The organism is Thermodesulfobacteriota bacterium (assembly GCA_025062045.1).
GTDB lineage: Bacteria > Desulfobacterota > Syntrophorhabdia > Syntrophorhabdales > JANXAF01 > JANXAF01.
The window spans coordinates 181,839-195,114 of the sequence record JANXAF010000003.1; the positions used below are offsets into that span (position 1 = coordinate 181,839).

The following is a 13,276-nucleotide window of genomic DNA, read 5'->3' on the forward strand; positions in this document are numbered from 1 at the left end:
ATTTCTTTTCTCAACCCTTTAAAGTTGTAAAAATTTTTATGCCGATAAGGAATAACGATGAATCTGGCTTTTAACACAGATTTGAGCCTAGAAAAACTTCTGTTCTTAAGATCTACTCACCTCAAGGTCTGCACTGTCTGCAGGGTGAGTATCCTATCCTTATTGCGTCAAAACGGCTCCGAAATATAATCTTATTCATCTCGCTTATCTTATCTGCCTTTGTGCATTTTGGCCTGTGAAAAACGTATGACCTTTTGTTTCCCACATAAAAGGTCTCTGTATCAGGTTTGCTTTCCTGCCAAAGCCCTTTTTGTTCCGCCATAGCCTTTTGCTGGAGGGAGAGAAAAAGGTCTTTGTATTTCACATTTGGAGGCTTCACGATTGCTCTTGCGTAACCGAGCCTTATAAGCTCCGCATTTACAAATGTGTTTTTTACATACACGTATGCCAGAGTCCTGCCATGGGAATCCTCTTTTTCAACATCGTACTCGAGTCTTACCTTTTTTAAAAAAACGAGCTTTTTATTGTAATGGGCAGCCTGTTTTGCATAAAACTCACTAATTCCCTCTTTTGTTCTCAGTTCTGGAGCATCAACACCTATGTATCGGACTATCACACCGTTTTCGATTTGGATAGTATCGCCGTCGATAATTTTAGTAACCAGATACTCTTTAGAGAATCCGGAATGCGAAGTAAAAAGGAAAAGAAGAATAAAAAGGACGAACCTTTTCAACCCCTATCTCCAAAATTCGATCCTCACGTGTCTTGGGGACTCGAGATTGAAGCTAATTATTATCTCTGAATTTTTAAGAACGTCGCTTAGCGTTCTTCTTTTGTCGATTAGCTCGTAGACTTCCATTTTTGGTATGTTGAAATGGGCGTATTCAATAAAACCGCCGTACTCTTTACACACCGAAAAATCCCTAACTGGCCAGTAAATACCGATTGTCAGACCGTCGAAATTTACCAAGTCCTCCTTTTTTATAGAAAAGACGTATCTGGGCAAGTAAACATGAACGATCTCGGAGAATCTTGTCTTTTCGGAAGTAGCTCTTAGATCGAACGCCAGATCATGGGGACGGACAAGTATCATAAGATAATAGAGTAATTTTTCTTCCTCGTCTTTTACAGCCATTATCCCCAACCCTTCTTTTACGAATTTGCACCCGAGAGCCGTAAACCTCGCGTAAATTTCCCTTAATAACTCTTCGCTCTTATAAAATAGCTCGTTTTGTCTTACGGTCTCGTAGTTTGATCGTATCACTTCCGAGGGTTTTACGGCGTAGTACCGAGGACCTGCGGCACATCCGAATATACCAAAAAGAAATATAAAAAGGGGCAAAACCCTATTAGTCTTCATTTTTCCCTTTTAGGATCATCAGTATCTCTTCGAGGTCCCTTCTTATCTCATCGAGAAGGTTTTTACGCTGGGCGAGATACTTCTTTGCTCCATCGATTGTGAATCTGTCTTCGTACAACAGTTTTTTTATGGTTAGAATAGTCTCTAGATCACTTCTCCTATAGAGTCTGTGACCTTTGGGACTTTTGGCGGGTCTTATATTTTTGAACTCCTGTTCCCAGTATCTTAGGACATGGGGTTTAAGCCCTGTTATATCACATACTTCTTTTATCCTGTAAAAAAGCCTTTCCGGCTTCTCCTTGTCGAACATTTATCTTTGGTTCATCGTCTCTTTGAGAACTTGACTGAGTTTGAAGTTGAGGACCCTCCTTCTTGGAATAACCATTTCTTCGCCCGTCTTCGGATTCCTCCCTTTTCTCTCCTTTTTGTCTTTGAGGACAAAGTTTCCGAAACCGGAAATCTTAACATTTTCTCCCTTTGATAAAGTCTCTTTAATTATATCGAAGACAGAATCGACGATATTTGCACATTCTCTCTTGGAATATCCGAGTCTCTCATAGAGGTCGTTCACTATATCTGCCTTCGTCATAAAGACCCTCCTTAAGTCCTAAGAGAGACACCTTCGATCTGGGTAAGATCTTTTATTATCCTCTCCTGGATTGCGTCTATCTCCTCATCTCTGAGCGTCCCCTCATGGGACTGTAAAAAGACTCTGAATGTGACACTTCTTTTTTCCTTTCTAAAAACATCGAATACCGAAACTGAAGACACATAATCTGAGACATTCTTTATTTTTTCAATGAGGGATGAAACAGGGATCTCATCGTCTACAAAGAAAGAAAAATCTCTGAAGGCGTAAGGGTACTTTGATATTGGCTTAATCTTAAGCTCTATCTTTCCGTGTTCCAAGATATCGTCAAAGTCGATTTCTGCCATAAAGACTCTCTGCTCGATCTCATATGCAAGAAGAACTTCTTCTTTTATTTCTCCCATCCAACCTATTTTTTTGCCAAAGACAATTAAGTCTGCCGAATCGTTTTCTTTAAGATGAGGTTCGCTCGTCCAAGTCAAAGAGAGATCTACCCTTAAAGAGTTCATAAGTCCGTCAACTATGCCTTTTATATCATAAAAGTCATACTCGGTAAATCTTTCCTTCCAGAACAATTCCCGCTCCTTTCCCGTAAGGGCAATGGCAAGTGATCTTTTCTGGAGAGGAAGACGATCTCCTTCGTCAAAAAATACATTGCCCAACTCAAAGAATCGGAGGTTTTTTTCTCCCCGCTTTATATTGTAACTCAAAGTCTTAAGAACAGAAGGTGCCAGAAAAGTTCTCATAAGCGCCATATCTTTTGATAAGGGGTTGACTATTCGTAAAGCCTTCCTTCTTCTATCCCATGGTCCTATTAAGAATAAGGAGATATCCTTCTCTCCAAAGAAAGAAAAGTTCACAATTTCATAAAGTCCCGCGGCTACGAGATAATCCCGTGTTAGAGCCTCAAGACGCTCTTTCCTTTGCTTTGTTATTCTTTTCATTTCAATAACAGGAAGGGTCTCCGGGATAGCATCATAACCTTTAATCCTTGCAACTTCCTCCACTATATCCATGTATTCGTTTATGTCGTGTCTGAAATAAGGGATTTCGAAGAAAATGCCAGACTCGTCTTCCCCTTTTGTCTCGATTTCTAAGGAGGCGAGTAGTTCTTTCACTTCTTCTTTTGGTATCTCTGTTCCGAGAACGCTCTTCAATTTGGCCAAAGGCACATAGATAAATCTTTTCTGCCAATTAACTGAACTTTCTAGCTTGCCTTTTACTACTTTACCTCCGGAAAGCTCTTTCATTAGATTTATGGCTCTTATGGAAGCTCTATCAACCCCTTCTATGTCCACACCTCTTTCGAAGCGGGAAGAAGCCTCTGATTTTATTCCCAGTCTTCTTGATGTTTTTCTGATATAGGAAGGATTGAAATAGGCGCTTTCTAAGGCCACACACCTTGTTGTTTCCCTTATTTCCGAGTTTTCCCCACCCATAACTCCTGCTATTGCCACAGGTCCCAACCCGTCACAGATCAAAAGATCACCGGGTATTATGAGTCTATCCTGTCCGTCCAACGTTCTAAAGGTGAATTCTTTTTCAGATAGCCTAACCTCTATCTTCTTTTCGCGAAGTAAAGAGTAATCAAACGCGTGAAGCGGTTGGCCGAGCTCAAGCATCACGTAATTCGTAACATCAACGACGTTATTTATAGGTCTCATTCCACATTTTATGAGTCTGGATCTCATCCAGTAGGGAGCTTTTTTTACCTCCACATTTTTTACAATCCTTAAAACGTATCTAGGACAGGCTTCGGAATCTAAGACATCAAGGCCTATGTACTCTTCTATTAAGTCCTCCCCATCCTCGATTTCGAAGTTTGGCAGATTGAGTTTTGTTTTAACTATAGAAGCAACTTCCCTTGCGATTCCGAGAATCGAAAGAAGATCCCCCCTGTTTGGAGGACAATTAACGTCGAGGACGAAATCTTTTAACCACGGTAGATCTTTTACATGTAAGCCGGCCTCAAGTTCATCGGGAAGGACAAATATGCCAGTGTGGTCGTCAGAAAGACCGAGTTCCATTTCAGAGCAAATCATCCCTTCTGAGACAACTCCACCTATTTCCTTTTTCTCTATTTTTATTCCTCCCGGTAGATAAGAACCTGGTAGAGCAAGGGCCACATTCATCTCTTGAGATAGATTTTCTGCCCCGCACACGATACTTAGCGTTTCTTGCCCGGTATACACTTTTGCAACCTTTAATCCTTTGGAAACTGGGTGTTCCGAAACTTCCAGTACCCTTCCAACTATTACGTCCCTGAACTTTGGCGAGATGACTTCGACGGATTCCACTTCAAGACCCCTAAGAGTCAATCTTTCCGCAAGTTCATATGGGTCCGGAAGATCCTCGACGAACTCTTTAAGCCAGTCGTATGAGACTCTCACCTTATATCACCTTTTAAAACTGTGATAGGAATCTTAGATCGTTGTAATAGAAAAGCCTTATGTCATCTATTCCGAATTTTATCATTGCAATCCTTTCTACACCCATTCCGAAAGCGAATCCCTGTACCTCCTCAGGGTCATACCCCACGTTCCTCAGTACCTGAGGGTGGACCATACCTGAACCTAGAATCTCGAGCCACCCAGTGTTTTTACAGACTCTGCAACCTTTACCTCCGCATATCACACACCCTATGTCGACTTCCGCTGAGGGTTCTGTGAAGGGAAAGTAACTCGGTCTAAATCTCACAGAAACGTCGTCTCCGAACATCTCCTTTGCGAAGACCGTTAAAATCCCTTTTAGATCCGAGAACCTTACATTTTTATCAACCATAAGCCCCTCAACCTGATGAAACATAGGGGTATGCGAGATATCCTGGTCACACCTGTAGACAGTACCAGGTGCGATTATCCTTATAGGCGGTTTTCGCGATTCCATTGTCCTTATCTGGACCGGGGATGTGTGAGTCCTAAGAACAACATCCTCCCTTATATAAAAAGTGTCCTGCATATCCCTTGCAGGATGGTCTTTAGGAATGTTTAAGGCTTCGAAGTTATAGTAGTCGAGCTCAACGTCGGGACCTTCTGTAATCTCGAATCCCAATGAGGTAAAGATTCTGATTATCTCCTCAAAAGTTATAGTGATTGGATGTTTCTTTCCAACAAGGGGTAACTTTCCAGGAAGGGTTATGTCGATTTTAGAAACCTTCTCTTCGGTTTTGCTCTTTAGGCTCTCTTCAAGTGTTTTTAACCTTTTTTCTGTCTGTGTTTTAAGCTCGTTTAGTTTTTTGCCGAAATCCCTTCTTCTCTCGGATGGCAGATTTCTGATATTTTCGAAAAGATTTGAGAAAAGCCCCTTCCTTCCAAGTAGTCTTATTCTCGCGTTTGCAAGGTCCCTCTCATCCTTTACTTTCCCTACCTCTTCCTCGACAATCCTTATTATTTCTTCAATCTCCATCAAGCACCCTGAATAGCCTTTACCTTTTCAACAAGGCTCTGAAATGCTTTTGGATCGTTTATAGCCATATCGGCAAGGACTTTTCTATTAAGATTTATGTTTGCGAGCTTGAGTCCATGGATAAATCGGCTGTACGAGATGTCGTATGCCCGGCAAGCGGCATTTATTCTCGTGATCCAGAGGGACCTGAAATCCCTCTTTCTTTGCCTTCTGTGTCTGTAAGCATAAAAGAGCGACTTGTAAACAGCCCGCTTGGCCACACTGTATATGTTTTTTCTCCTCCCAAAGTAACCTTTTGCAAGCTTTAGCAATTTCTTTCTTCTCCTTCTAGCTTTAAAACCTCTTTTGGCTCTTGGCATTTTCTGTCACTCCTTTTTTTAAGAATGAATTTAAGAATAGGGAAGAAGCCGTCTTATCTTCTGTGCATCGACGGGGCTTACAGTATCAGCCTTCCTAAGTCTCCTTTTCCGTTTTGATGACTTTCCGGAAAGAAGGTGACTGTGAAACGCCTTTCTTCTAATAAGTTTTCCATTTCCCGAGATTTTAACCCTCTTTGCAACACCCCTGTGGGTTTTCAATTTTGGCATTTTGAACCTCCTATTCTAAGCTGGAGCAAAAACCATCACTATGTTTTTACCCTCAAGCTTCGGTTTTACCTCCACCTGTCCAACCCCCTCTACCAATTTTATTATCTTATTCGCCAGTTCCTCACCCATATCAACCCTCTGTATCTCTCTCCCTTTGAAAACTATCACTACTTTAACTTTGTGGCCTTCAGAAAGAAACTCCTTTATGTGTTTGATCTTGAAGTTCAAATCGTGATCCTCTATTTTTAATCCGATTTTCATTTCCTTTACGTGAATAATCGTCTGTTTTTTCTTTGCCTCATGTGCCTTTTTTGCGAGTTGATACTTGTACTTTCCGAAATCCATTATCTTGCATACAGGCGGTTCGGACTTCGGAGCAACCTCGACAAGGTCCAGATCTTTTTCTCTTGCGATCCTCAAAGCCTCACTCAAAGGCATGATCCCTAGCTGCTTTCCTGTTTCGTCGACAACCCTAACTTCTTTTGCCTTTATCTTTTCGTTTACGTTTATCTCTCTTATATCTCTAACTATAGCTTCACCTCCTATGGATGATATCTTCTTTTAGCGTACGGACAAATTCGTCAATTGAGATCCCTTTCATTTCGTTTCCCAGTCTTGCCCTCACACTAATTGTACGATTCTCCTTCTCTTTTTTTCCTACAATTACGATATACGGGATCTTTCGCAATGTTGCCTCTCTTACTTTAAAGCCCAGTTTCTCATTTCGAATATCGAGTTCCACCCTTATATCCTCTTTTTTTAACCTCTCATATATCTCTTTTGCGTAACCTTCTTGGTCGTCTGTTATATTCAATACTACTGCCTGGATAGGCGAAAGCCACACAGGAAAATTCCCCGCGTAATGCTCTATAAGTATGCCTATAAACCTCTCTATCGCTCCAATTATTACCCGGTGGAGCATGACAGGTCTTTTTCGTTTTCCATCACTGTCGATATAGTAAAGGTCGAATCTTTCAGGGAGTGCAAAATCACATTGGATTGTTGCACACTGCCATTTTCTTCCCAAAGCGTCCTTGAGCTTGACATCTATTTTGGGTCCATAAAAAGCGCCTTCGCCTTCGTTTATCTCATAAGGTATCCCCATCTCGTCGAGGACCTCTTTAAGCACCCCTTCTGCCTTTTCCCAATCTGCTAATGACCCTATAAACTTTTCCGGTCTAGTACTTATCTCCATCTCGTACTGAAAATCGAATATACCCATGACCTCTTTAACGAAGTCTATTATATCTGCTATCTCCTTCTTGAGCTGGTCCTGCCTAAGAAATATATGGGCGTCATCCTGGGTAAACTCTCTTACGCGGAGTAACCCGTGGAGAACCCCAGATTTTTCGAACCTGTTTACAGTTCCAAGCTCAAAGTACCGAAGAGGGAGGTCTCTGTAACTCCTTATTGCGGATTTATAAACCATTATATGTGATAGACAGTTCATAGGTTTCAGTCCGTACTCAACGTCTTCCACTTTTGTGAAGAACATGTGTTCTCTATAGTTTTCGTAGTGACCGGACCTTTTCCACATATCAAGTTTGAGTATATGAGGTCCGTAGACGAGTTTATATCCTCTCTTTAAGTGTTCTTTCCGTTCGAAATCCTCAAGTATATAACGAATCATGGCCCCGTTCGGATGGTAAATAACAAGTCCGGGCCCAACCTCGTCAGATATTGTAAACAGATCGAGTTCCCTTCCGAGCCTTCTGTGGTCCCTCTTTTTAACCTCCTCTAAAAAGTTTAGATAGGCTTTCAGGGATTCCTCATCGAAGAAAGCAGTCCCATATATCCTTGAAAGCATTTTGTTCTTTTCATTACCCTTCCAATACGCGCCAGCCACACTTAAAAGCTTAAATGCCCTTATCTTTCCTGTAGAAGGCAGATGAGGACCTCTACATAGATCTATAAAATCGCCTTGGGAGTAAAGAGAAACCTCTTCATCCTGTATTTCTTTTAGAATCTCAACCTTATATGGTTCATTTAAATCTTCGAAGAGCTTTATGGCATCCTCTCTTTTCATAACGATTCTCACAATCGGCAGATCCCTTTCTATTATTTCTGCCATCTTCTTTTCGATTTTCGGTAAGTCTTCCTCTTTAAACCCCTCTTCGTAGTCAAAATCGTAATAAAAACCGTTTTCTATTGCGGGACCTATTGCTATCTTTGCGGAGGGATAAAGTTCCTTTACGGCTTGAGCCATTACGTGGGCAGTGCTGTGCCTAACTACTTGGAGATCTTCCTCCAACTCTCACTCCGAACTGGAAAAGTTGAAGATGACTCAACAATTGAGTGTTATTCTTACCATTTTGGAATTTCGGTGTCAATTCGAAGTTTCAGGGATCCAAAAGTACGACTCAACGTTCCTGCTCAATAACTTTTATTTCAGGGAGCTTTTCTTTGAGAAGCTTGTCAACCCACAAACTGAGGGCAAAATCGCCACATCAGTGGAGCCTTCCGCCAATAAGTCTCACTTTGACCTTCATTTCATTCTCATCCACGTCGATAACTTCCGCATAGCCCTCTGCCAACTCATCGAGCTTCGGTTTCAACTCTTCGAGGACCTTTTTTGCTTTTTCAAAAAGTTCTTCTTTTTTTGTCATAAGCCAACCCCATGGATTTTGGCACCGCAAAACTGACAGCTACCGTCTCTTATGCGATATGAAACGATGGAAAACCCGAACCTTTCCACAAGAAGCTTACCGCAGTTGTAACAGAACGTATTTTCACCCTCACTACCTGGAACATTCCCCTCGTAGACGTAAAAAAGGCCTTCCTCGAGTCCTATCGTTCTTGCCTCTTTGAGTAGTCTCCTATCAGTACGCGGTCTATCCGTTAGTTTATAAGTCGGATAAAAAGCGGTTACGTGCCAGGGAGTCTCCCTCCCAAGTTCGTTTTTTATAAAGCGTGCTATCTCTCTTAACTCTTCGTGAGAATCGTTGAGTCCAGGTATTATTAATGTCGTAATTTCAACCCATATCCCAAGCCTTTTGTACAACTTTATGGATTCAAGGACCGATTCAAAATCTGCTCCACAGATCTTTTTATAGAATTCCTTGCTAAACGATTTAAGGTCTATGTTTGCTCCATCCAAAAAACCGCTTATATCTTTCAACGGTTTTTCTTCAATGTAACCGTTCGTGACAAAATTGTTAAAAAGTCCTTTTTCCTTTGCTATCCTTGCCACATCGAAGGCGTATTCAAAAAAGACGGTGGGTTCAGTATAAGTGTATGATATACTTTTGCAGTTGTACCTTAAGGCCATCTCCACTATTTCTGCAGGCGTAAGCTCATATCCAAGTATTCTACCTCCTTTAGGAAGCTGGGAAATCTCGTAGTTCTGACAGTGGAGACACCTAAAGTTACAACCGACAGTGGCGATGGAAAATGCGGATGAACCGGGAAAAAAATGAAAAAGAGGCTTCTTTTCTATTGGGTCCACATGATATGAGCAAAGCCTATTGTAAACAAGGGAGAAAAGAATACCACCCCTATTTTCCCTTACCCCACATATACCCCTTTTACCCTCACTAATTACACAATTGTGGCGGCATAGGCGGCATTTCACCCTTTGACCGTTTAGAGCTTCATAATAAGAAGCTTCTCTCATTTGATCCCAAAGACCGTTTCAATCACTTCGTCCATTGAGGATACTGGCACGAACTCTATCTTCGCTCTAGCATACTGAGGTATATCTGGCATCTCCTTCATATTCTCTTTGGGGATAATGACCTTGCTTATCTTTGCTCTGAGTGCTGCAAGAACCTTCTCTTTTAGTCCTCCTATGGGAAGGACTCTACCAGTTAAAGTGATCTCTCCAGTCATTGCTATTTTTCTGCTTACCGGTCTATTAAGAAGGGCGCTTATCATTGCGACGGCTATGGTTATTCCGGCAGAAGGACCGTCCTTTGGAATCGCCCCCTGTGGTATGTGGACATGCATTTCCAAATTATCAAAAAGATCGTTTTCTATACCAAGCTTTGAGGCCCTCGATTTTATGTAACTCAGAGCAGCCTGAGCCGATTCCTTCATTACATCACCCATGTTCCCTGTCAAGGTGAGGTCCTTTTTACCCTTCCTCCACGTGACTTCTATGTACATGATCTCGCCGCCTAGCTCAGTCCAAGCGAGTCCGCAGGCTATCCCAGGTATATCTTCTTTGAGCTCTCCTTCGGGTAAATACTTGGGTGGGCCTAAGAAGCTGTCTAAGTTTTTCGCTGTTACTGTAACCTTTTCTTTTTTGCCCTCAGCTATTTTCCTTGCCACTTTTCTCATTATGGATGCTATCTCTCTCTCTAGATTCCTCACTCCTGCCTCACGAGTGTACTCCTGGATAATCTTCAGTATCGCCTGATCTGTAAAACGGATGTACCTTTTTTTGAGTCCATTTTCCAGAATTTGCTTCGGGATCAGATATTTCTTTGCGATCATTAACTTTTCCTTCTCGGTGTAACCCGGGATATTTATTATTTCGAGCCTGTCCCTTAGTGCGGGCGGGATTGTGTCAACCCTATTGGCTGTAGTTATAAACATGACTTTTGAGAGATCGAAAGGAACATTGAGATAGTGATCGTTGAAAGAATGATTCTGCTCTGGATCAAGAACTTCAAGAAGCGCACTCGCCGGATCCCCTCTAAAATCAGTACCGATCTTATCTATCTCATCCATCATAAAGACGGGATTATTGGAACCCGCCTGTTTTATACACTGAATTATCCGACCAGGCATGGCGCCTACGTATGTCCTTCTGTGACCTCTTATCTCTGCCTCATCTTTCAATCCGCCTAAGGACATGCGCGAAAACTTTCTTCCTAGTGCCCTTGCTATAGACTTTCCAAGGGATGTTTTACCGACTCCAGGTGGACCCACAAAGCAGAGAATCGGACCCTTTATTTTGCCTTTTAGCTTAATCACGCTCAAAAATTCCAAAATCCTCTCTTTAACCTTTTCGAGTCCGTAGTGATCTTCGTTCAAGATCCGCTCTGCCCTCTTTATGTCCACATTATCCTTTGTGGATACGCTCCAAGGAAGCTCTATCAACCATTCTAGATAGTTTCTCAGCATTGACGATTCTATAGCGTCGGGGTGCATAGAATCTAAACGTTCTAGCTGTCTTATCGCCTCTTTTTCCACCTCTTTTGGCATTTTGGCCTTTTTTATCCGCTTTCTCAGATTCTCTATCTCCTCCGTCCTTTCGTCCATTTCCCCGAGTTCGCTTTTTATGGCTTTTATCTGCTCTCTCAAGAAATACTCCTTTTGACTCTTCGTCATCTCTTCCTTAGCCTGAGAGAGAATCTTGGCCTGCATGTTGAGAAGTTCTATCTCTTTTCCCAGTATCTCGGACAACTTCCTCAATCTCAAGACAGGATCTATGATTTCCAATAATTCCTGAGCCTTCTCAACGGTCAAACCTAGATTGGCTGCACAGAGATCGGCAAGCCTTCCTGGTTCATCAATAGTGTCTATGACCATCAATATGTCTGGGCTCACCATCCTGCCCATCGACACAACTTTTTCCATCTGCTCTTTAACATACCTTATGAGAGCCTCAACCTCTAAAGTTATCTCCGTTACGAGAGGTTCCTCTATAGGCTCAATCTCTACAATATACGCGGGCGTCTCCTGTATGTAGTTTACAATTCTAGCCTTTTTTATCCCCTGGATTAGAATTTTGACCCTCCCATCAGGAAGCCTAAGCATCCTCATTATCTGGGAGACGACCCCAACCGAATATATTCTTTCTGGAAGGGGATTGTCGTCTGAGAAGTCCTTTTGGGCGGCAACGAGTATCAGCCTGTCCTTGGCCAGTGCCTTCTCTACGGCGCTTATTGAAGAATCCCTGCCCACAAAAAGGGGAAAGACACATGAGGGATACATAACCATATCACGAACGGGAAGGAGTGGTATTTGTCTAGGAATTTTTATGTTTTCGCCTTCCCACATTGCGCTTTTTCCTCCGGAAGTCTTTTATGATTCGTAAAATGCCTTATAGGCCCTAAATGTTTCGTACACGTCGAGTTTGGAAGTTATCTCGAAGGGAGAGTGCATTGTAAGCACTGGAGTGCCACAATCAATGATATTCATTCCGTAGGCTGCAAGATATTTGGCTACGGTTCCTCCACCCCCTTCGTCCACCTTCCCGAGCTCGCCTGTTTGCCACACTATTCCATGGGCATCAAATATTCTTCTTATTTCGGCAACGTATTCTGCGTGGGCTTCACTTGCACCAATCTTTCCACCGTGTCCTGTGAACTTCTCTATACATACACCGTATCCGAGATAGCAGGCGTTTTGCTTTTCATGAACATCCTGATACATGGGATTGACTGCGCCATTTACGTCTGCGGAGATTGCCCTGGATGAAAAAAGAGCTTTTTTTATTGTAGGATCATCCGGTTTTATACCCATAGATTCCATAATCTCATAGAGCATCATAAAAAGAAACGTCGATTTAATTGCCGTATCCCCTTCGGAGCCTATCTCCTCCTTGTCTGTGAAAATGGCAAGACATGGTCTTTTTGGCCGATCGAGTCCTACTAAAGCCTGAAGCATGGCATACGCGCAGACTCTATCATCCTGCCCGTACGCACCGATCATACTCCTGTCTAAGCCAACATCCCTTGCTTTGAAGGCGGGTACAACTTCTATATCTGCACTTATAAAATCCTCCTCGCCTATACCATACGTATTTTTGAGGATCTCTAAGACTCCTGCCTTAACAGCTTCTCTTTCCACACCAACAAGTGGTATGTTTCCACAAAGAACAGTAAGCTTTTCAGCTTCTGGAGCCTCAGAGAGTTTTTTTTCGTCTAAAGTCTTTCTAGAGAGGTGTGGAAGGAGATCGTCGATCACAAAGACGGGATCGTTTTCTTCCTCACCTATTCTGAGCCTTATCTTACGACCGTCAGCTTTAACCACAACCCCGTGTATGGCAAGAGGGATAGCGACCCACTGGTATTTCTTTATTCCGCCGTAATAATGGGTCCGGAAGAGAGCAAGGCCAACCTCTTCAAAAAGAGGATTCTGTTTAAAATCCAGCCTAGGAGTATCGATGTGGGAAACAATAATATTCATGCCAGACGTTAAAGGCTCCACCCCTTTTATAAACGCAAAGACAGATTTTTCTCTGAAAACTTTCAAGACTTTGTCGCTTCTTGGATCTTCAGAAAAACCTGATTTCTTTAATACTTCAGAGATGTATGTAACAGTCTCTCTTTCAGTCTTTGCCTCATCCAGAAACCTTTTATAGGTTTCAGCAAACTGAAAGATTTCAGCGTATTCCTCCTTCGACTTTCTTTTCCAACCGGACTCTCTCACCATCCCATAGTGTTA

13 protein-coding genes and 1 pseudogene are annotated in these 13,276 nt (G+C 42.3%); all 14 read right to left on the reverse strand.

From position 1 onward, the window contains the following. Positions 1 to 121: 121 nt before the first annotated feature. The 14 genes and pseudogenes from NZ583_03730 to NZ583_03795 all read right to left on the reverse strand — a co-directional run bounded on the left by NZ583_03730 (position 122) and on the right by NZ583_03795 (position 13,264). Entirely contained in the window at positions 122 to 733 is a 612-nt protein-coding gene (locus tag NZ583_03730) for a thermonuclease family protein (protein ID MCS7280723.1), read from the reverse strand. Between the two features lie 3 nt (positions 734 to 736). Continuing rightward, positions 737 to 1,360, reverse strand: a complete 624-nt coding sequence (locus NZ583_03735; protein ID MCS7280724.1) for a hypothetical protein — start codon at positions 1,358 to 1,360, stop codon at positions 737 to 739. Continuing rightward, complete coding sequence (locus tag NZ583_03740) at positions 1,350 to 1,670, reverse strand: MerR family transcriptional regulator (protein ID MCS7280725.1); 321 nt, start codon at positions 1,668 to 1,670, stop codon at positions 1,350 to 1,352. The genes NZ583_03735 and NZ583_03740 overlap by 11 nt, the downstream gene beginning before the upstream one ends. Next, complete coding sequence (locus tag NZ583_03745) at positions 1,671 to 1,949, reverse strand: integration host factor subunit alpha (GenBank protein ID MCS7280726.1); 279 nt, start codon at positions 1,947 to 1,949, stop codon at positions 1,671 to 1,673. An 11-nt stretch (positions 1,950 to 1,960) separates the two neighbouring features. After that, a complete protein-coding gene (gene pheT / locus NZ583_03750; protein MCS7280727.1) occupies positions 1,961 to 4,339 on the reverse strand; it encodes a phenylalanine--tRNA ligase subunit beta in 2,379 nt (792 codons plus the stop codon). 13 nt (positions 4,340 to 4,352) lie between these two features. Next, complete coding sequence (pheS, locus tag NZ583_03755) at positions 4,353 to 5,354, reverse strand: phenylalanine--tRNA ligase subunit alpha (protein MCS7280728.1); 1,002 nt, start codon at positions 5,352 to 5,354, stop codon at positions 4,353 to 4,355. Further along, entirely contained in the window at positions 5,354 to 5,713 is a 360-nt protein-coding gene (gene rplT, locus NZ583_03760) for a 50S ribosomal protein L20 (protein MCS7280729.1), read from the reverse strand. The genes pheS and rplT overlap by 1 nt, the downstream gene beginning before the upstream one ends. Positions 5,714 to 5,743: 30 nt before the next feature. Beyond that, on the reverse strand, positions 5,744 to 5,941 hold the full coding sequence (rpmI, locus tag NZ583_03765) for a 50S ribosomal protein L35 (protein ID MCS7280730.1): 198 nt from the start codon (positions 5,939 to 5,941) through the stop codon (positions 5,744 to 5,746). A 15-nt stretch (positions 5,942 to 5,956) separates the two neighbouring features. Beyond that, a complete protein-coding gene (gene infC, locus NZ583_03770) occupies positions 5,957 to 6,451 on the reverse strand; it encodes a translation initiation factor IF-3 (GenBank protein MCS7280731.1) in 495 nt (164 codons plus the stop codon). A gap of 25 nt (positions 6,452 to 6,476) precedes the next feature. Continuing rightward, a pseudogene (gene thrS, locus NZ583_03775) lies at positions 6,477 to 8,186 on the reverse strand (threonine--tRNA ligase). A 202-nt stretch (positions 8,187 to 8,388) separates the two neighbouring features. Further along, positions 8,389 to 8,547: a hypothetical protein gene (locus tag NZ583_03780; GenBank protein MCS7280732.1), complete on the reverse strand. Its 159-nt coding sequence runs from the start codon at positions 8,545 to 8,547 to the stop codon at positions 8,389 to 8,391. After that, positions 8,544 to 9,554 (reverse strand): AmmeMemoRadiSam system radical SAM enzyme, encoded by a 1,011-nt coding sequence (amrS, locus tag NZ583_03785; GenBank protein MCS7280733.1) that lies wholly within the window; start codon positions 9,552 to 9,554, stop codon positions 8,544 to 8,546. The genes NZ583_03780 and amrS overlap by 4 nt, the downstream gene beginning before the upstream one ends. Further along, the gene (gene lon, locus NZ583_03790) at positions 9,551 to 11,887 is read right to left on the reverse strand and encodes an endopeptidase La (GenBank protein MCS7280734.1); all 2,337 of its coding nucleotides are present in this window, start codon (positions 11,885 to 11,887) and stop codon (positions 9,551 to 9,553) included. The genes amrS and lon overlap by 4 nt, the downstream gene beginning before the upstream one ends. A 24-nt stretch (positions 11,888 to 11,911) precedes the next feature. Beyond that, the gene (locus NZ583_03795; GenBank protein MCS7280735.1) at positions 11,912 to 13,264 is read right to left on the reverse strand and encodes an aminopeptidase; all 1,353 of its coding nucleotides are present in this window, start codon (positions 13,262 to 13,264) and stop codon (positions 11,912 to 11,914) included. Positions 13,265 to 13,276: the final 12 nt, after the last annotated feature.